Origin of the sequence: Rhodoluna sp., assembly GCF_044239955.1 — a bacterium.
Classification (GTDB): domain Bacteria; phylum Actinomycetota; class Actinomycetes; order Actinomycetales; family Microbacteriaceae; genus Rhodoluna.
This window is the reverse complement of sequence record NZ_JBIIAL010000002.1, coordinates 47448-67410: the sequence shown is the minus strand read 5'-3', so window position 1 is coordinate 67410 and position 19963 is coordinate 47448. Positions and strand designations below refer to the sequence as shown.

At 47.7% G+C, this 19963-nt stretch carries 15 protein-coding genes and 1 tRNA gene; 4 read left to right on the top strand and 12 right to left on the bottom strand.

The window, feature by feature from the left end; genetic code table 11:
• Positions 1-5 precede the first annotated feature (5 nt).
• Complete coding sequence (locus AC9UFE_RS01765) at positions 6-1754, bottom strand: sensor histidine kinase (RefSeq protein ID WP_509545225.1); 1749 nt, start codon at positions 1752-1754, stop codon at positions 6-8.
• Positions 1751-2404, bottom strand: a complete 654-nt coding sequence (locus tag AC9UFE_RS01760) for a response regulator transcription factor (protein ID WP_509545223.1) — start codon at positions 2402-2404, stop codon at positions 1751-1753. The genes AC9UFE_RS01765 and AC9UFE_RS01760 overlap by 4 nt, the downstream gene beginning before the upstream one ends.
• Before the next feature lie 128 nt (positions 2405-2532).
• Here AC9UFE_RS01760 and AC9UFE_RS01755 point away from each other — a divergent pair, with 128 nt between their 5' ends.
• Together AC9UFE_RS01755 and AC9UFE_RS01750 are read left to right on the top strand one after the other, a co-directional pair.
• Positions 2533-6069: a TM0106 family RecB-like putative nuclease gene (locus AC9UFE_RS01755; RefSeq protein ID WP_509545221.1), complete on the top strand. Its 3537-nt coding sequence runs from the start codon at positions 2533-2535 to the stop codon at positions 6067-6069.
• Entirely contained in the window at positions 6050-6598 is a 549-nt protein-coding gene (locus tag AC9UFE_RS01750) for a DUF4395 domain-containing protein (protein WP_509545219.1), read from the top strand. The genes AC9UFE_RS01755 and AC9UFE_RS01750 overlap by 20 nt, the downstream gene beginning before the upstream one ends.
• Here the strand turns inward: AC9UFE_RS01750 and AC9UFE_RS01745 are convergent.
• From AC9UFE_RS01745 to AC9UFE_RS01730, 4 genes are all read right to left on the bottom strand, one after another.
• Positions 6595-7536: a glycosyl hydrolase family 32 gene (locus AC9UFE_RS01745; RefSeq protein WP_509545217.1), complete on the bottom strand. Its 942-nt coding sequence runs from the start codon at positions 7534-7536 to the stop codon at positions 6595-6597. The genes AC9UFE_RS01750 and AC9UFE_RS01745 overlap by 4 nt on opposite strands.
• 12 nt (positions 7537-7548) lie before the next feature.
• Entirely contained in the window at positions 7549-8370 is an 822-nt protein-coding gene (locus tag AC9UFE_RS01740; RefSeq protein ID WP_509545216.1) for a carbohydrate ABC transporter permease, read from the bottom strand.
• The gene (locus tag AC9UFE_RS01735) at positions 8367-9251 is read right to left on the bottom strand and encodes a carbohydrate ABC transporter permease (RefSeq protein ID WP_509545214.1); all 885 of its coding nucleotides are present in this window, start codon (positions 9249-9251) and stop codon (positions 8367-8369) included. Before AC9UFE_RS01735 ends, AC9UFE_RS01740 begins: the two co-directional genes overlap by 4 nt.
• A 95-nt stretch (positions 9252-9346) precedes the next feature.
• Positions 9347-10657 (bottom strand): ABC transporter substrate-binding protein, encoded by a 1311-nt coding sequence (locus AC9UFE_RS01730; RefSeq protein WP_509545212.1) that lies wholly within the window; start codon positions 10655-10657, stop codon positions 9347-9349.
• Between the two features lie 264 nt (positions 10658-10921).
• On the opposite strand from AC9UFE_RS01730, the gene AC9UFE_RS01725 reads away from it, so the two are divergent.
• The gene (locus AC9UFE_RS01725; protein ID WP_509545210.1) at positions 10922-12496 is read left to right on the top strand and encodes a phytoene desaturase family protein; all 1575 of its coding nucleotides are present in this window, start codon (positions 10922-10924) and stop codon (positions 12494-12496) included.
• On the opposite strand, the gene AC9UFE_RS01720 is transcribed toward AC9UFE_RS01725, so the two are convergent.
• The 4 genes from AC9UFE_RS01720 to AC9UFE_RS01705 all read right to left on the bottom strand — a co-directional run bounded on the left by AC9UFE_RS01720 (position 12497) and on the right by AC9UFE_RS01705 (position 16709).
• Entirely contained in the window at positions 12497-13417 is a 921-nt protein-coding gene (locus AC9UFE_RS01720; RefSeq protein WP_509545208.1) for a GDP-L-fucose synthase family protein, read from the bottom strand.
• Entirely contained in the window at positions 13414-15075 is a 1662-nt protein-coding gene (locus AC9UFE_RS01715; RefSeq protein WP_509545207.1) for a DUF2142 domain-containing protein, read from the bottom strand. The genes AC9UFE_RS01720 and AC9UFE_RS01715 overlap by 4 nt, the downstream gene beginning before the upstream one ends.
• 67 nt (positions 15076-15142) lie before the next feature.
• Positions 15143-15595 carry a WxcM-like domain-containing protein gene (locus tag AC9UFE_RS01710; protein WP_509545205.1) on the bottom strand — a complete coding sequence of 151 codons (453 nt, stop codon included), beginning with the start codon at positions 15593-15595 and terminating at the stop codon, positions 15143-15145.
• Entirely contained in the window at positions 15588-16709 is a 1122-nt protein-coding gene (locus AC9UFE_RS01705) for a glycosyltransferase (RefSeq protein ID WP_509545203.1), read from the bottom strand. The genes AC9UFE_RS01710 and AC9UFE_RS01705 overlap by 8 nt, the downstream gene beginning before the upstream one ends.
• A 224-nt stretch (positions 16710-16933) precedes the next feature.
• On the opposite strand from AC9UFE_RS01705, the gene gmd reads away from it, so the two are divergent.
• The gene (gene gmd / locus AC9UFE_RS01700; RefSeq protein WP_509545201.1) at positions 16934-17947 is read left to right on the top strand and encodes a GDP-mannose 4,6-dehydratase; all 1014 of its coding nucleotides are present in this window, start codon (positions 16934-16936) and stop codon (positions 17945-17947) included.
• On the opposite strand, the gene AC9UFE_RS01695 is transcribed toward gmd, so the two are convergent.
• On the bottom strand, positions 17948-19768 hold the full coding sequence (locus AC9UFE_RS01695; protein WP_509545200.1) for an ABC transporter ATP-binding protein: 1821 nt from the start codon (positions 19766-19768) through the stop codon (positions 17948-17950).
• 46 nt (positions 19769-19814) lie between these two features.
• Positions 19815-19905 (bottom strand) — tRNA-Ser (locus tag AC9UFE_RS01690).
• Positions 19906-19963: the final 58 nt, after the last annotated feature.

Here is a 19963-nt window from a genome sequence, read left to right as displayed (position 1 = left end):
AGAACCTAGACGCTACCTCCTGCTAGAACCATTTCTGCGGAAGCTCGGGTTGTGTCGCCTGATCTAGTTCTCTCCCAGTTCAAGCTGAGCTCATTCAAGACTTTGGTTCCATAGCCTGGAGTGGACTCTGGGTTTGGGGCTAGTCCGTTGTCTGAAACCTCAACCCGGAACCTACTGGCATCGATTGCTGAAATATTGACTGAAACCTTGTTGGCTTTACCGTGCTTGATGGAATTAGTAACCAACTCTCTAGTGAGTTCAATAGTTGCCTCGCAGGTGAGAGGCTCGTGGGTTATTTCTTGTTCAAGCTCTTTCGGAACAGTAACTGATACCTCTACGCTGTCTGACCAAAGGTCTTTGATTTGGTTTAGAACAGACAACAACGTTTCTGACTCAAGACGGTTTGGGTTATTGAGCTGCTCTAGGGCGGCCTCGATATCTTTTTGGACTTTGGCAAGGTAGTCAGCTGACGGGTTCTTGGTTTGTGCCATACCCATCGCAGCTGCATAGAGCGAAGCCTGCACTGGTCCGTGTAGCAGCGCTGCCATTCTCTTGCGGTTTAGCCAAAGTTCCTGGGAGAGCCTAGATGAAATAATCTCCAGCTGCTTGTTCACATCCTCGAGCCGCTCGGTGGTCTCTCGGCGTTGCAATTGGACCAATTGCGCAAAGAAAAGAAGTAGGCCTAGGTTCCATTCAAAAAACATCATGGTGAATATCTGCGCATCAGTACTTTGCATGTTCAGTATCGGTTGAAGTAGGAAGAAGGCACTTAGGGGAACAGTATAAGTAAGTGGAATCAAAATCCAGGCCAACAGCGTTGGAATCTCCAATTTGTTAGTTAGGGCTTGAATAGTTCTTCCAAAGCCAAAAACTAGTACAAAAATCAAGGTCAAAACAACGAGAGCATTTGCCGGGCTCTCCAGAAGAAAAGTGCTGGATGCTAGAAGCCCAATAGACATCGTTGCTGCCCAAAATGGAATTAAGAACTCACCAAGAATTACTCGCTTCGGAAGAGAAGACTTCACTCGAACAGCTGCAGGTTCACTTTCAAAGTTCAAATCATCTTGACCATCGGCAACTTCTCTACTCAGTGGCCGAACCACTTCATCGGCAGCGTCTCTCAATGAACTAATCGCTGCTGCCGATGATTCGGTCGTGAAGGTTTCTTGAATCTTTCTCATGGTAGGCCGGATTAATGTCCCGACCTTGTCAACCAACTCTTCCTGCTGTTGCTGCACTCGAGCGAGGACACCAGCCGATCTAACCTGAAGCCGCAAGCGCTCGGCAGCAAGAGAGACAAGAGCTTGTTTATGGCGAGCGAAATTAGAAACCAGAATTGCGTTTAAAATCAAGGCGACAAGTGTAAAAAGTGGTCCCCCGACCAGGCGGTAAATCAACTCACCCTCTTGAAATTCACCAGACAGAATTGAGAGCTCAAGAAGCGTTGCCCCACGAATCAATCCGGCTAGCAGAAAAATTGCCATCATCAAAGCAGGTCTACTTGATCTTGGTTTATTTGGTAAGAAAGTTCTGGCAATCAGCAAAGGAATAATCGTTGCGATATAGCCAATCGTTGCACTCAGTAACCGGTACCCAAAAGTTGCATCAGATCGGGTCTGATCGAAAATTAATCCAACGCCAAAAGCTGGAATTAAAAAGAGAACCAAAACTGGATTTGAAAGTGCGTATCTAGACCCAACCTGTTGAAACAGCCTCTTGGCCGTTGGGCGGTGTGGTTTGTAGCTATCGGTCACTGATCCGACGCTACCGCACCAACGGCACTCATGTAAGCTTTGGAGGCCGCGATGCGAGCATTGCCAGCGCCTTGAGCGTCAATCTCGAGTGCTTGAAAAATTCTTGAAATCATTCCCTCCACCGCGCGGACTGTGGTGCCGCGAGCCTCGGCAATTTGAGTATTGGAAAAGCCTTCCGCCATAAGTTGCAAAACAGTTAGTTGACGCTTGGATAAGTCAGCAAGCGGTCGACCGGTTGACTGATCGTGACGGAACTTCGAGACGTCTTCCTCTTTTAGTACGGCGTTCACCGCATCCACTAGTTCTTTGGAGTCAACCAGTTGTGATTTGCGTAGGTAAGCTTGCGATTGCTTCACTGCCTTGAGATCTTTTTGAGCAAATCTTGGATCCGGCAAGTTAGTTAGGAAAACGACTCCAACATCGGGAGCTTCACGAGCCAAGTACTCCGCAAAGTCAAAACCATCTGGACCCGGGCCCAATTCGATGTCGACTATGCAGGCATCAGGATCAACCGCCTTGCAAGCACGCTTGGCATCTGAAGCATTTGCAGCGGTTGTGACAGCGAAGCCGACAGCTTCCAAGGATCGAGCAATCAGGTCTCTAAGCAGTGACTCGTTTTCGACCACGACAAGGGTTCTTGATGTTGGCACTGGAATCCCCCTGGGTCGTATCTATGTACTGAATCTAATTATGGCGTTTCGAACATTTTCAGACAAAAAAAGATAGTGCTGACCTCACATCTGCTGCATTGTCACTAGCTCCTGCCAGAATGAAGGCAATGAAAAAGCTCGCCGACAACCACTGGTCTTTCAATACCCGCGACTTGATGCGCTCCTCAGGCTGTGATCACTGTAGCCAGCTGGCTATAGCCAGCCAGTTAGATGTAGCTGGCCTAAATCAGCTTCTAAAGCAGTACTACGTGGAGCCAGACAATCTGGCCATCACCTACGGAATGGCTTTTGAGGCAGCCCTCGAGCAAGAATTGCTCGATTGTTTGGGGCCTGAACAATTCCAAAGACCCGAAGGTAAAGATGCCTTTGCGGCAACTGTGGATCTGATGCGAGCCAAGGTGCCAGTTATCTTTCAGGGATATATTGAACACCGAGTTGGACTGCTTCAATTCAACGGAAAACCAGACTTTCTAGTCCGAGATGACTACGAGCTCTATTTTGAAAACAGGATCCTTCGAGCGAGGCAAATTGAAGGCTATGAGAGTCAGGGCAAATACGTTGCATGGGATGCCAAGTTGGCATCTTCAGCTAAACCTAACTACCTACTGCAAATAGCTCTCTACGCCGATGCACTTGTGGCTCTTGGTTTCCAATCAGAAAAAGAATCTGGGTTGATCCTTGGATCTAGAAAGCTAGCTAACTTCGAGGATTCAGAGATTGTTCCTGCCATGAAGGCTGCAAGAACAGAGCTTGCTGAAGCCATAAAAACTTTTGACAATTCGATGTGCCTAGAAGATCTAACTCTTTATTGTGAAACCAAAGACTCTTGCAAGGTTTGTGAGTATCCAGCTCTGTGCGAGCAGGCAAGACTTGATACAGATCACCTTGTGCAAATAGCTGGAATCAACCGCTCGCAAATAGAAAAGTTCAAGCTTGCAGGTATTGACACCATGGAAAAACTAGCAAGCGCTAAAGACTCAGAGCGGCCGGTCGAAATCACGGCAACCACTTTTGAAAAACTTAGAACCCAGGCCAGGTTGCAGCACGATTACAAGCAAACCGGGAAGGTCAGCCATTTAGTTCTACCTGATCCTGAAATTGCAGTTTTACCACCGGCTTCAGCAAACGACATCTTTTTTGACATGGAAGGTTTCCCTTACTACCCCGAAGAAGGCGGCCTTGAGTATCTGTTTGGTTCATCATTCAGAGATGGCAAGTTTGTCCCATTCTTTGCCCACGACAGAGTTCAAGAAAAGAAGGCGCTCAAAGCGTTCGTTGAACTTGTTACCGAGAAGCTAAACCAAGACAAGACCGCGCACATCTACCATTACGCCAGCTACGAGGTAACTGCGCTAACCAGGCTTGCCGCAAGGCATGGAATCTTAGAGAAAGAAATATCTGAGCTAGTTAGCTCAGGCCACATGATTGACCTATTCAAAGTGGTCAAAGGCTCAATCATGGTTTCACAGCCGAGCTACTCAATCAAAAAGCTAGAAGCGTTCTATGAGTTTGAAAGAAGAAGCAAAGTCTTAGATGCCGGGTCATCGATCGATGAGTATGACTACTACCGGCAGCTAGTTGAACTAAAGGATCCAAAAGCTAAAGAGGTTATGCAGCAGATCACCGATTACAACGAAGATGACTGCGTCTCCACGATGGGGTTATTTGATTGGCTCTCTTCACTGGATGGAGCACACACCAGATACCAGGAGTTTCAAAGGGCCAAAGATATAAAAAAAGCCCGTGAGGCTAAACGCCAAGACTCCAGAGAAGATTTTCCCGAATCTCAAAGAGCTAAGAAGGCAGAGCGCGATCTAGAGCGGCTCATTCAAAAAACTTCTGCACTTGAAGCCAAGCTGGAAAATTTTGATTGGGGTCATTCACCCCAAGGTGACTACCGGGCCAAGATTTGGCTAGCTCTTACCCACTCGATTCTCTATTACAACCGCGAAGACGTTATTCGCTGGCGTGACTGGGGAATACGAAAAGATGCTACCTATGAAGCGCTACATAGAGATCGCAAAGCGTTAGTTGTTCAAGGCTGCCAAACAAGTCAATCAACAAGTGATTTTTTTGGCGTAGACCCAGAAACCAAAATCAAGATTGTCTACCAATACCAACTAGAGCCAGGCCAAACCTGTTTTCTCAAAAAGGATCAGAAGCTCTTTGTTAGGTACAGCCTTGGTGCCAACCAGCAAGACACTGACTACGGTCGCGTGCTTTCAATAAATGGCAATCTAATTGAATTCGAACGTGACGCCCGTTTTGAAAACATGATGCTCGAACCAAACGCAATCTTCGAAGATGAGTGGATACCGCTTGGTAATAAGCCAGAAACTGTCGGACAGGTGGTCCAAGAGCTAGCTGCATCTTGGGGCTCACCGGAACAAGAACCAGAAATGCGTCACCCTGCCATTGATCTTCTAATGCGAAAAGAGCCAGCACTTCGAACCCTTAGCCAGCTTCCCGAGGTAGTAGGCGATGACTATTTATTTGCGATCACGGAAGCTGTAAATGATCTTGATCATTCGGTGCTGGCTATCCAGGGTCCCCCCGGATCGGGCAAGACCTATCTGGGCTCGAGAGTTATCAAGCAACTAGTTGATCAGGGTAAAAGAGTTGGCGTGGTCGCCAACTCTCACTCCGCCGTTGAGAACTTGATGTGGGCGTGCCTGGAGGCTGGGGTATCACCTTCTGCGATGGCTAAAAAGAGCCAAAGCGGTGACAAGCAAGCAAAGGGTTGGGCAACACCTTCCACGAATCAGGTCCTTGGCAAGTGGTTAGCAGGACAAGAAGGACTAGTAATGGGAGGTACCTCTTGGAGCTTTTGCGCCAAGGAGGTTCTTGAACACGGCTTTGACTACATCTTTGTTGACGAAGCAGCTCAGTTCTCGCTGGTGGATGCAATTGCGGTAACTGCCAATACCAAAAACCTAGTTTTACTTGGCGACCCACAACAGCTAACCCAGGTGGTCCAAGCTGTTCACCCAGGAGGGGTAGATAACTCAGCCCTTGGTCACTACATGGGCGATAGCCAGATCTTGGAAGAAGACTCCGGTTACTTCGTCGATATCACAAGGCGTATGCACCCGCAGATTAATGCTCCAGTTAGCTGGCTTTCATATAAGAACAAACTTCACTCTCATCCAGATACCGACAGAAACCAGGTATCTGGTCTTGATCCAGGGCTAATCACTGTCCCGGTTCACCATGTTGGCAATTCCTCTAGCTCGATTGAGGAAGCTAACAAGGTAGTTGAGATAGCCAAAGCGCAAAGCGCTGTTTTAGGAGCCTCGGAGATTTTGGTGGTTGCTCCTTATAACGCCCAGGTAGATCTGATTCGAAAGCAACTAGATGCCGCCGGCTTACAAGAAGTGGCAGTAGGAACAGTAGACAAGTTCCAGGGTAGAGAAGCCATGGTTGTAATAGTTTCGATGGCAGCATCCACTGCTGCTGACGCACCAAGGGGTCTGGAGTTTATTCTCGATAGAAACAGGTTGAATGTTGCCGTATCTAGAGCTAAAGCCAACTGTTTCATGGTTTACTCACCGCAGATTGCCAGGTCAAGATTTAGAAGTATCGAAGAGCTTAAGTCGTTGTCTAGACTGAATGGGTTGCTTGATTTTGCAACTCAAATCTCCTAAGAAAGACAAGGCATTGAAGCACGAGTTTGGTGAGACCGTTCCCGGAATCGATTTCGGTGTATTCAACGAACGAGCTGTTAGAGCAGCCGCTGGAATTTTATTTGTAATTGGCTTTTTTGCCTGGTCGCTAGCTTTGTTGACCGAAAACTATGGACCACTAAGAGCGTTTGGTGCCCTATTCATGCTGGATATGTTTATTAGGTTGTTTTTCAACGCTAAGTACTCTCCCTCGATGTTTCTAGGTTCACTAATTGTTAGACCCCAGCGTCCAGAGTGGGTGGATGCCAATCCCAAGAAAATTGCCTGGTACATGGGCTTTGGTTTTGTTTCGGTCTCTTGTTTCACCATGGGTTGGTTAGCTCTTACTGGACCCATTCCCTTGGTGTTGTGTGGGGTGTGCATATCACTGCTGTTTTTGGAATCATCATTTGGCATTTGCGTTGGTTGCGAGCTAGCAAGAAGATTCTCTAAGCAACCACCAAGGCTTTGCCCCGGAGATGTTTGTAACTACACACCAGAAAAGATCTAGTTCAAATCTATGGTCAAACCATTCCCACTGATCTTTAGCGGAATGGGATCAGAAAGCTCTCCGACAAAGACCCCATCAACTTCGTTGATGAACCCAAGCATGTACCACTTACCCTGGTGTTCTACTGCTCTAGCGGCATACAAACTCGGGTGTGGCAGCCTGACAGCTTTCCTGATATCAAACGGTCCAAGAATGCTTTCACCGGTTACTGAGAACATTCCGCCTTCGCCATAGCGGGTCTTGGCTTCTTCGCTTAGCTCTGGTGTCCCACAGCACCAAATCAGTGTTGGCACCCCATCAATAACTTCCACCTGCAAAACCTCAAGCTGACCAAAGCCGCCATTTGGTTCGGTCAAAGGAGCAAGTAGTTCCCAATCCAACAAGTCCTTGCTCGTTGCGTGCCCAACAACTCCCCTGGAAAACTTTTCACCGTGTGTAGCTCTCGCGGTTACAAACATGTGCCAAGAGTTGTCGCTGTGGAAAAACACCCAGGGATCTCTAAAGGCTTGGTCGTGCCACTTGTTGTAATCAAGTAATTCGTAGTGCTCAGTACCTGCATCCAGCAGTGCGTCTTTCGATACCTTGTTCCAGGTCACAAGGTCCTTGGAGGTAGCCGCACCAACGCGCTGGATGTCTCCACCGTCTTGTCTTGAAGTCCCGGTGTAAAACATCCACCAAAGCCCCTGCTGGTCCTTCACAACACTGCCAGTCCAGGTGGTCCAAGAATCAAAGGCTGGTTCCAACGAGGGTGTAATCGCATCGGGTAAAACTTCCCAGTTAACAAGATCAGCAGAAACAGCGTGCCCGATAGTTGGGTTTCTGTGTCTCAAGTTTGGGTCTACTAAATCCCTAGGAGCACTGAGGTAAAAAACATGGTGGTTGTCACCATCGAAACTGAACCAGGAATCCCAAATCCAGCGGTCAGTTAGCTTGAGCATCTGCTGCTTAGGTTACTTAACCGCTCCAGCGGAAATACCAGCGATGATTCTCTTTTGCATCATGAAGTAGAAAATGATGATTGGGACCATCGAGATCAATAGACCCGCCATGGCTAGACCGTAGTCGGAAGTGTAAGTTCCATAGAACACGTAGGTTCGAAGCGGTAAGGTTCTGTCGTCTTGAACCAAAACCAAAGATGGCAGTAGGTAGTCGTTCCAGATCCAGAGTGCATTAATGATTGCAACTGTTGCTGTTACCGGGCTGAGCATCGGGAAAATGATCTTTCGGAAGGTCATAAATGAAGATGCGCCATCAATTGAGGCAGCCTCATCCAACTCGAAGGGAATGTTCTTGATAAACCCGTGATAAAGGAATGTTGACATGGCAACACCAAAACCAACGTAGAAGAAAATCAGTGACGGTTGGCTACTTAGGATACCCAAGGATCCAAACAGTCCAACGAACGGAATCATCAGGGCCTGGAATGGAACAATCATGGAAGCCACCAAGATAACAAAGATAATGCTCGTGAACTTATTGTTGTTTCTTGCTAGGTAGTAAGCCAATAGCGAGGAAGTGATGATGATGGCAACTACCGAGAAAGTGGTAATAAAAATGGAATTGATAAGTGACTGCCAGTAGTCCATTCGGCGGATGGCTTCAGAAAAGTTCTCCCAGAGTGGCTCAAGGGTAATCGAAAGAGGATCATTTCGGATTTCACGCTTTTCCTTGACGGAGTTCACGATCACTAAAAAGAACGGGAATGCATACAAAACCGCCAAAACAGCCCCGAGAGAGAAAACAATTCTATTTATAACTTTGGTGCGCTTCATCGCTGCACCTCAGCACGCTTGGAAATAATCACCTGGGTGATTGCCGCTACGGCAATCATCAAGAACATCAATACCGCCTGGGACTGACCGGTTGCAAAGAAACCAAACCCGAAAGCCTCTTTGAACACATGCATCGAGATCAGCTCGGTAGTTCGGTAAGGTCCGCCTCCTGTAAGGGCGAGGTTCACGTCGTATGCCATGAAGGTATTTCGAAGAGTCAAGAACAGCGAGATCGTGAAGGCCTGAGCCATAAGTGGAATCTTGATTAGGGCAAGGGTTCTCCAACCGGTTGCACCATCTATTAGCGCTGCCTCTAAGACGTCTCTTTCAATGCTCATCAAGCCGGTGATGTAGATGATCATCATGTAACCAGACATCTGCCAGACAGTGACAATAACCAGTGACCAGAAGGCTGTATCGGTGCTAAGCAACCAGTTTTCAGTAAAAATAGGCAGCGTAAAAGTTTCCGAGATGGTTGGCAGGGCTTGGCCAAAGATGAACTGCCAGATCAGACCGAGGATCACACCACCAATAAGGTTTGGAACAAAGAAGAAGGTTCTAAGGACTGTGGTTCCGCGCAATGGAAGAGTCACGATTAGAGCCAGGCCGAAGGCCACGACATTTACAAGAACTAAAGAAACCGCTACATACGCAAAAGTAAGCCAGATCGCAGCCCAGAACTTTTCGTCTGCTAGAGAAGCTGCGTAGTTGTCAAAACCAACAAAGTTGTCGTAACCGAAGCCATCCCAGTCAGTAAATGTGAAGTAGATTCCTCGAACAAAAGGAACGATTAGAACGATGGCAAAAATAGCCAGTGGAATCAGGGCGAAGATACTGAACTTCTTTACTGCTGCAATTTTCTTTGCAGTTGTAGATGCCACGATTGCCTTTCTTGTAAGTGACCCACCTGGATTTTTAGCCCCAGGTGGGTCACTTGTAAAGCTCTGCTTTAGCTTGACGCTAAATCAGTTTCATACTACTCGAGCCAAGCACCCTCAAGCTCTGCAGCAAATGCAGCGCGGTCGGAGATGCCGTCATAGTACTTCTGAGCTGCAGCGCCATAGACGTCCTGCAGACCAGTTGGGTACGCACTGTTGATCCAGGCTAGAGACTTTCCGCCAGCGATGTAGCTAGCGATGTCTGTTGCCATGAATGTGGATGGGCTAACGGTGAATCCGTCGTAGACAGGGATGAAGTTCATTCCACCGTCTTCAACTGGACCTGACCAACGAGCCTGACCCTCTGGAGTGGTTAGTAGCCAGGTAAGGAAAGCCTGAGCTCCTGCGCGCTCTTCTGGAGTGGACTGCTCTTCATCGATAACGATGTAGAAAGGCACACCAACAGAGATTCCGTCGTTACCGTAAGCACCAGCAGTGTTGCTGGTTGGAACTGGCATTACACCGTATGAACCCTCAGGGTCGGTGGTTAGCAAGTTAGGCTCTGCCCAGTTACCCATGAACCAGAAACCAACTTCACCAGTAGCTAGGTTCTCTACACCCTGGTCGTAGTCGGTGTCAGCAATGGAAGCTGAGTCGATTGAGTAGTCCTTCATTAGGTCGAAGGTATCTAGCCAGTCCACGAAACGTGGGTCGTCTAGAAGTGACACATCTCCAGCCTTTAGACCATCAAGAACGCCTAGACGGCCAGCCTGATCTTCTGCAGCTGTTGTGTGGTAGATGTTTGTGAAGTGAGCACCAAGTGACCACCATAGACCTGAGAAGTGAACTGCAGAAACACCAGTTGCTTCAACTGCTTCGAAAGCAGCCTCTAGGTCATCGCGAGTTGCGATTGTTGATGGGTCAACACCGGCTTCGTCCAAAACTGCCTTGTTGTATAGCAAACCGAAAGCTTCAGCAGTAACAGGAATACCTACCTGCTTGCCATCGATGTTTGCACCATCAAGAGTTCCGTCAGCTGCAAGTGCAGCTAGGTCGGTTCCGGTCCAGTCCATAACGCGCTCTGCCATGTCAGGAAGCTCCTGAAGAATGGTCATAACAACTGGAGCGTTACCAGCTTCGTATAGAGGTGTAGCTACAGAGAAGAATGGTTCTCCCTGTGGGTACTCAATGATGGAAATCTTGACACAGTCGGTGTTGACAGCGTTGTACTCGTCAACAGCTTCGATGAACTGCTCCTGGATTTCGATCTTGATTGTGTTTAGCCATGTAACCTCTGTGACTACGTCACAGCTGGCTGATCCACTGCCTTCGTCTGTAGCGGCACAGCCGCTCAGCACTAGGGCAGAAGCGATTGCGAGTCCTGCAAAAGCAGTACTACGTCTACGCATAACTGACATATATGGTGTTCCTTTCAATTGAAGGAGGCTTGAGCCCCCAACCGTAATCACGGCTCTCAAGTAATCTAGCCCAGCATTACAAAGCCCTTGCGTTGTCACAGTAACGGGTTGATAACAATCACCCCGTGGCCCAAAATCCAAGTCAAACCAAAGGTTTGAGCCCATGCTGGCAGCAATCCAAAGCATTTCCGCAATGCGTCGAGGAACCCGAAAACCCGTATAACTGGCCTTTTGTGGGTACCGCATAATTGGAGAATGAGTACAGACGTCGTAGTGGTAGGTGGGGGGCACAACGGCCTAACCGCAGCCTGCTATCTTGCCAAAGCCGGACTAAAAGTCACTGTGCTTGAGAGGCTCTCCACCTTCGGTGGAGCAGCGGTGTCTGAGCAAACCTTTGCTGGAGTAGAGGCCAAGCTTTCGAGATACTCCTATCTAGTTTCACTTCTTCCAAAAAAGATCATTGAAGACCTAAAGCTAGATATCCAACTAGCTCCCAGACGCTACTCCTCTTATACACCCCAACCTGGAACCAATAAAGGTCTGCTGGTAGACAACCAAGACAAGCTAGCTACTTCTTCGTCATTTGAATCAATCGGGACAACCAAAGACGCAGAAGCTTGGCATGAGTTTTATAGAAAGACCACCTTGCTAGCTAAAGCATTGTTTCCAACAGTGCTTGATCCACTTCCCACCAGATCGGAAGCCAAGGCAAAACTAAGAGAGCTTTCAGGTAGTGACCAGATCTGGGAAGAGTTCATAGAGCAACCGGTAGGCAAGGTTATTGAAGAAAGCTTTGAATCGGATCTAGTTAGAGGGGTTGTTCTCACAGACGGTCTGATTGGAACCTTTGGTTCCAATCTGGATCCAAACCTAGATGTCAACAAGTGCTTTTTGTATCACGTGATTGGTAATGAAACAGGAGACTGGAACATCCCTATCGGCGGTATGGGCCGGGTCACAGACTCGCTTTACAAAGTAGCAAAGCAACTTGGGGTTACTTTGCTGGCTGATTGCGATGTTAGCTCCATAGGTGAAGACAACACGATTGTCTACAGCCAGCAAGGAGACCAGCGCTCTATCCAAGGAAAGTATGTGCTGGCTAATGTTTCCCCGACGGAGTTAGAGAAACTAACCGGTCTAGAAGACATAGTCCCCGCGGCCACCAAGATGGATGGCGCCCAGGTAAAAGTGAATCTGTTACTGAAGCGCTTACCAAAACTCAAGGACCAGTTCTTGGATCCGGTAGCTGCCTTCGGTGGAACATTTCACATCAACGAAAACTACAGCCAGCTACAGAGTGCTTTTGAGCAAGCCTCCAAGGGTGAGATACCTAATCCCCTGCCTTGTGAGATCTATTGCCACTCACTGACTGACCCAAGCATTCTCTCCAAGGCACTACAGGAGCAAGGGGTTCAGACCCTAACGGTCTTTGCCCTACACACCCCACACGCTTTACTTGATGGCAAAGACCAAGACGAAATGCGAGAAAAACTCAAGCAGGCGGTGCTCGCCTCTTTGAATTCAGTTCTTGCAGAGAACATCGAAGATCTTCTGATGAAAGACGCCAATGGTGAGCTCTGTATAGAAGTAAAGACCACTCAAGATCTTGAAGATGTTCTCAGGCTTCCAGGAGGAAACATCTTCCACGGAGCACTTGCCTGGCCCTTTCTTGAAGACCACGAATCACAATCCACCGCATCCCAAAAGTGGGGAGTGGAAACCAAAAGAGAGAACTTGCTGGTTTGTGGCGCAGGTGCAAGACGAGGTGGCGCGGTTAGCGGCATTGCAGGTCACAACGCAGCCATGGCAGTTTTGGAAACGATTGGCTGATTAGCCCTTTTGGTTTGCTTTGTACCACTCGTAGGTAGAGCGGATTCCATCTTCTAAGGAAATCTTTGCTTTCCAGCCCAAATCGGTAAGTCTCGAAACATCTAGGAGTTTTCTTGGAGTTCCATCTGGCTTTGATGAGTCCCATTCAATAGATCCTTCGAAGCCGACAATTCGCTTGATGGTTTCGGCTAGCTCCTTGATTGAGACATCTTCTCCAACTCCAACGTTGATGGCGATGTCGTCGTCATAGTTTTCCAACAGAAAAATACAAGCGCTACCCAAATCATCCGCGTGCAAGAACTCTCGCCTCGGTGACCCAGATCCCCAGAGGGTAACCGATTTAGCTCCACTGGTTTTAGCGTCATCGAACTTTCTTATAAGGGCCGGCAAAACATGCGAGTTCTCAAGATCAAAGTTGTCACCTGGGCCATACATGTTGGTGGGCATCGCAGATATCCAACGGTGGCCGTATTGAGCTCTATAGGCCTGAACAAGCTTGAGTCCAGAGATCTTGGCCAGGGCATAAGCCTCGTTAGTCTTCTCAAGCTCTCCAGTTAGCAGGTACTCTTCCCGAATCGGTTGCTGGGCAAACTTTGGATAAACACAAGAAGAACCTAGGAAAAGAACTCTCTCAATTCCTGCAGCATGAGCCCCATCTAGAAGGTTGGTTTCAATCTGCAAGTTTTGAGACAAAAACTCCACAGGATAAGTGTTGTTGGCCTGAATACCACCGACCTTGGCAGCAGCAATAATGACCGCATCTGGCTTTTCCTTAGCTAGGTAAGCAAATACCGCAGCTCTGTCCAACAGGTCGAGCTCAGCCCTTGTTTGCCCAATAAAGACGTGTTTGGAGTCTTTTTCAATTTCCCGAACGGTTGCTGAGCCAACTAGGCCACGGTGGCCCGCCACATAGATTTTCATGTTTTCTTCCGAGGCTTTGCTTTTTTGGCAACTAGTACTTTTTTAGGGGCACTGGTCTTTCTCTTCTTAGTTACTGTTTTAGTAGCCGTTACTGACGAATCAACTGATGCAGTTTCTTTATTCCATTCGTTATAACCTGGAAGGCCAAGTTCTGCCCTGAGTTTCCAAAGGGAAACCAAAAATACGGCAAAGGCTACCGATCCAGTAATCCAGACCAAGTTCGGTGAGAACCAGAACAATTCACCGCTAGCTGGTCTACCAACCCACCACCACTCAAAGCCATAGTCGAGATTTTCTGCCACCTCACTCATTCCAGTTAGGTAGCGACCCATATTGGTTCTAAGGGCAACGATGTGTGCAAACACCAAGGCGAACCCAAGTATCCAAACTTGAGCGCGAGACATGAGCGGACCCGAGTTCATTGAGGTTCGAAACATTGCAGCAGCAATCAGCATTCCGAGCAACCCCGTCAAGTAACGAGGTTGGACGAACTGTCCAACAAGCAATCCACTCGCGCTAAGTGCTAGCAGGGGAACAAGGATCAGCGCAGCAAAAATTAGAGTAACTGACAACCCTTGTTGAACGTTGAAATACATAATCGCTGAGAAAAGCAAGCTGAGAAATACTCCCCAACCGACCACCCAAACAATTGGAGACATCGCGGTATCGAGCCACCCAAGGCCCCAAACGCCAAAGCCGCCAACCCAGAGGGTGGGCAAATTGATTATGTTGGCGTAAAGCTGTCCACCCGTAAAGGTAGTTAGACCGCCGCCTGGCGCACCGGTGAGCGTTGCCGAAGTGTTGGCGGAGCCAAACAGGAATATTGCTCCCATCAACAAAAGTGCAGCCGCTATTGAAATGTTGACCGGGGTGATCATTTTGCGGGTGAAGGTAATGATAACTACCGCAGCAATGGCGACCAAAGTATAGAGAGCCGAGTCGGGTCGACTTCCAGCTGACATCAGAAGAGTAGCCAAAGCGATTGGCCCCAAAATCCAGCGGGATCTTCGATCCTTCGTTATGACAAAACCAAGCAAAGCTGAGAAGAAAAGCACCACCGCATAGACACCCCAAGCAGAGGGGTTGGTACTTGGAAGAATAAACAAGCCAAGCGGAACCGCGATGGAAACTGCGCTTACAACCGGTACTCGGCGCAAATGTCTAGGCAGGGCAAAAGTTACAGCAGCGAAGCCAAGCACTATAAGTATTGAATTGAAAAAACGGATTGAAATTACAGAAGCCGTCAAATCATCGCTGGCAAACCAACTCATTACCCAATAGAAAATTCGGGGGTTCTCTCCCCCATTACTTCTTGTTGTTGGTGCAAACGTATCTGTTTGCCTACACGTAGCAGTGTCGTCTGGGTTAAATGCATAACAAAATGAGTACTCCATCAATGTTTCACGCACTACTACTTCACGGGGTTCAGAACCTTCCTCACAGATGCCGTCCCGGAAGCCCTGCCCACACCAAATGCTGACCAGGTGGTAGTCATCATCTGGAGTGGAGCCGATGGGGGATGCAAACGCCCAAGCACCCAAAGTCATGATGGCCGAAACAATCGAGATGCTTGTCCAGCGGACGATTTTGTTTGAGAATCCTTTTTTGGGGTCTGCAGCCTTAAGTGGGTTGGTCTTTGGGCTCTCTGTCTTAGCCATTACTGATACCCGCCCCTGCTGAATGTCTCGACATAATTCTTCAAATATAGTCCGATTTGAAGGAAGTCTAGATTTTCCAGAATGTTGATTCAATCCTGTAATCATCGACCAAGCTATCGCTCAACGTTGACGAGGAGATAACTAGAGCCTGAGAACCTGGCTCTAGTGAAAGAATGCCATTTGCGTAACCCCCGGGAACAAAGAATGCATCGAGAGAATCGGCTTTAAGGTCTTCGACCTGAGGTACTGCTGATTTGTCAGGATTGGACCAATCCTTGACTCTGACAGCGCCAAATCTAATTCGTCCTGACAACGTGATGAATATTTTCGACTCAAACTCGTGGCCGTGCCAACCACGAAATGGTTGGCTATCTGAATTATTGATTATGTACATTCGTCTGAAGTTCAGAATGTTCAATTCATTGTTGAAAAGTAAGGATCCTCGCTCATCCACATGCCTCGCGCCAACTATTAGCTTGGGGACCTGATCCATGTTTTGTCCTTCTAGTTCTTCAAGCACTTGCAGTAAGACTCTGGTAATACCCGGCCGCGATTAAAGAAAGCTTGTCTGGGTTATACCTTGAATCAATAACAGCATAGTTCTCAGCCCTTGCTGCTTCAGAGTCAAACTTGCCTTCGATTATGTCCAGAACCGCAGAGCGAAGAGCGTCTAAATCATTCGGGGTAAAGATAAAGCCTGTTTTCTTGTCAACTAACCACTCCTGGGCACAAGAAGTGTTTGTTTGGACCGGAATTGCCCCCATGGCCATTGCCTCAACCATTGATGTTGAAATCCCATCGGAAAGCGAATGTCCTACGTAAATCAAAGAGGATTTGAATAGATCCATTACTTGGCTGTGAGAAAGAGCACCTTTTTTATGAGTGGTAATTTTCATTCCAGTGGACTTGGAAAGTTTCTTTGCAGCTCTAAGCACAGGAGCGTTGCAACTGTATAAAACAATCTCAAGATTGCCGAGCTTGGCCCCCAAACCTGCAACGGTTTCCAGAGCCACGATGGCTTTACCCCAATGGTTTTCATATCCCTTGATTGCTATCTTGTTCCGAACCCCTTCGGGTCCAGTGAATCTGGCCAGACCTCCAGCAACCGGCATAAGTGGAAGCGTTTGGTAGCCAGAAGAAATCTGTGCGGCGAGGTTGTAATCCCGGGTGCACTCTGCGCTGAAACCATCAGCTATGTCAAGTAACGCCTTTATCTTTGCTTTGTGCTTAGGAAACTTTGAGAACCAGACAATTTCGCTTCCATAGTTAGTAACTATAAGTTTTGGTTTTTTCTTAAGAAGTTGAAAGGCTCTTCGGGTTGCGTATCCCGCATTTTGCAGCTCATGGATATGAACGATCTCTGGATTAAACCGCCGAATCCTCCAGGCGATGTATGCACCCCGAACCCAGTCGGAAAGAAACCTATCGGCTATCCACATAGGTAATGAGAAAACTCTTGAAAACCAGGTAATTGAGACTCGGTTTGATTTTCGTGCGCGCTCAGATATGCCCTTCTGAACTCTTCTATGTGGAGAAGCGGAGACAACCTCAAATATCAAATCACTTGAATCAAATTGGGATATCCAGCGCGAAAGATGAATACTGTCTGCCATTCCGACAAGAAGTATTTTCATGATTTCTTTCTTTTTTTCGGCCAAGGCAATTGCGACTTTTATGTCTCATTGCTGAATGATTACGTTTAGTCTAATTTGAAACCGAGTTTGATAGTCAGCTGTATTGAGTTCTACGGCCTGATTTATGTGCAATTTATCTAGCTTTGTCCCTTGGATTTATTTCGTAGCCAGGATTGAACCGCAGTTCACTAAGTTAGGCGCCCAAATCTGCTAACTTTGTCCGCATGAAGAGAAAAGCGCTTATCACTGGTATCACGGGTCAAGATGGTTCTTACTTAGCCGAGTTTTTACTCTCCAAAGGCTACGAGGTCCACGGCTTAGTGCGAAGAGCATCCAACCTCAACACCCAACGGATTGACCATCTCTTTGAGGATGTTCATGAAGAGAATCGCTCTCTATTTCTTCACTTCGCAGATCTCTCTGATGCTTCTAGGCTCACAACGCTTCTTTTTTCGATTAGACCAGATGAGGTTTACCACCTAGCTGCACAGTCACACGTTCGTGTTTCATTTGATCAACCAGAATTTACCGGCGACGTCACTGGATTGGCCACCACTCGCCTGCTCGAAGGTATAAGGCTCGCTTGCCCGGAAACCAAGTTCTACCAGGCGTCGAGCTCAGAAATGTTTGGGGCGACACCGCCGCCTCAGAGCGAAACTACTGAGTTCTACCCCAGAAGCCCATACGGCGCTGCCAAACTCTATTCGTACTGGATGACCCGAAACTACAGAGAAGCTTATGGATTGTTCGCAGTAAACGGGATCCTCTTTAATCACGAGTCGCCACGAAGAGGTGAGACCTTCGTAACAAGAAAAATCTCCCGTGCGGTTGCAAAGATCAAGCTTGGTATCCAAAAGGATCTTTACCTAGGAAACCTGGACGCCGTGAGGGACTGGGGCTACGCACCCGAGTATGTAAGAGCGATGTGGCTCATGCTTCAAGCAGATACCCCTGAGGATTTTGTGATTGCAACAGGTGCTTCAGCAACGGTAAAAGATTTCCTAGAATTTGCATTCCAGGAAGCAGGTTTGGATTGGCAAAAGTACGTCAAATTCGACGACCGTTATGTTCGCCCGACAGAAGTTGACTCACTAATCGGTGAAGCTTCAAAGGCTCAAAAGAAACTTGATTGGAAGCACACTCTAGACGTCGCCGGCTTAGCCAGCCTGATGGTAAAACATGATATCGAGAGTGTCACTGAGAACTCTCACGTGGTCGATGTACCGAAGTTTGTCTAGCTAGTTTTCTTCGATCTTCATTAGCTCGACACCTTTTTCAACAGACGGATTGCGTGCAATCAGCTCTTTGAAGGTCCCGGCATCATGGACTTTACCGTCTTGAAGCAATATGACCTTGTCGGCGTGCTGAATCGTGTTCAGTCGGTGGGCTATAACTACTACGGTCACTTGACCCCGCATCTCTTCAAGTGTCTTTTGTATTTCCGCTTCAGACTCAGCGTCGAGTGCCGAGGTTGCTTCATCCATCACCAACAAACTCGGCTTCGAATAAATTGCCCGAGCTAGACCTAACCGCTGCATTTGTCCTCCGGACAAGCTGTCCTTTAACTTACCCAACGGAGTGTCGATTCCTTGAGGTAGGTCCAATATCAAGTTGCCAAGGTGCGCTGCCTGAAGAGCTGCGATGACTTCCTCGCGATCGACAGTTTCAACTTCTTCTCCCAAAGCGACGTTTTCTAAAATTGTGCCTGAAACCATGCCGGGTTTTTGTGGAACGTAACTGACACGGCCCCCAATTTCACCCAGTTTGTCGTAAAGGTTGGTGTTTCGATAAACGCGTCCCGAGGTAGGAGTGAGAAGCAAGCAGAGAATATCTGCGATGGTGGATTTACCTGCACCAGACGCTCCCATCAAAGCAGTTTGTGATCCAGGCTCAACAGTGAAATTCACATTTGTAATTGCAGGAGAAGACGAATCTGGATACGAGAAAGAAACGTCCTCAAATACAACTCCGATTGGCTTGCCTACAACAATGTTCTGCTTATTAGCATCAGCTGGAACAGCTGCGGCCTTCAGTAGCTCAGGTGCCCCCGCAAGAATGTCATGAGCGATCTTCGCACCAGGAATCGCGGACTTGATCGAAAGCAGTGCAGATTGAAGAGGTAGCAAAGCAGCCGTGAGCCGGAAGCCACCTGCAATAAAGATTCCGACTTTGCCAGCTGAGCTTGAGATGTCCCCCGACAGCAGCTGAGATAAGAAAAACAGCGCTAACCCAACGAGTAAAGCAGCTTCAATAATGTACCTAGGCATACCGCCCAGATAGAAAGTTTTCGCATTGCTGTTAGCAAAATCTTTTTTGGCTTTGTAGATGTCGTCGATGTACTTTTCTCGCTTGCCCGAAACTGACAATTCTCTGAACACCGAAATTAAGTTGTTTACTGAGCTAGCTACTCTGATTGAGCTGTCGTAGTTGACTTCTTGAGCCCTACTCATTAGTGACCCAATAAAGAATTGAATAATAAAAGCAATTAATCCGAAGTAAAATATAGCGGCCAAGGTTGCGATAGCGTCCACAAAAAAGAAGCCCATGGCGATAACAACAATGAATAGAAAGCCTTCGGAAACGAGAGTGTTAAAGCTGTTTAAGAGCCCTCCAAAAGCGTTGGCTGTTCCGCCTTGAACCGCATACATCATCTCTTCTAAAGAGTATTTTCTTATACCGATTAGATTCCCACCGAATCTAATCTCAGATATTGTCTTGGCGGCTCTTGCTTCAATACTCGCAACAAAGAATGCTGCCCATCTCGTTAGTGCCACGGACAGAACTGCTTTACTGAGGAATAGAGCAAGTATTACTCCAGCAATTAGTGGGATAGTTTCAATATTTACTGCGGGTACTGAAAACCCCAATAATTCAAAACTTGGCCCAGTTTCGCTTCCGCCAGAGATTAGTGCCACGGTTGATGTTGCAAGGTATCCAATTGCCATAATTCCAGCAATGTCAAGCAATGCAAGAGCTGACCGAAGGGCCACAATTGCAATCCAGACCGCTCTCTCAAAAACAGTCATAAAAGCAAAACTTAGTTTTATTGCTTTCAACACATCTAAATCCTAAGGGGGTTTCGAATGTTGGGACTTCGATGGTGAGCGGAGACGAGAGGATTTGAACCTCCGAGGGGCTTTAACACCCCTACCTCATTAGCAGTGAGGCGCACTCGACCGGGCTATGCGACGTCTCCGAGAACGTATTGAGTTTAGCTCAATTTACTATCGAGTCCCGTGGTGAGAAGTTGAGCC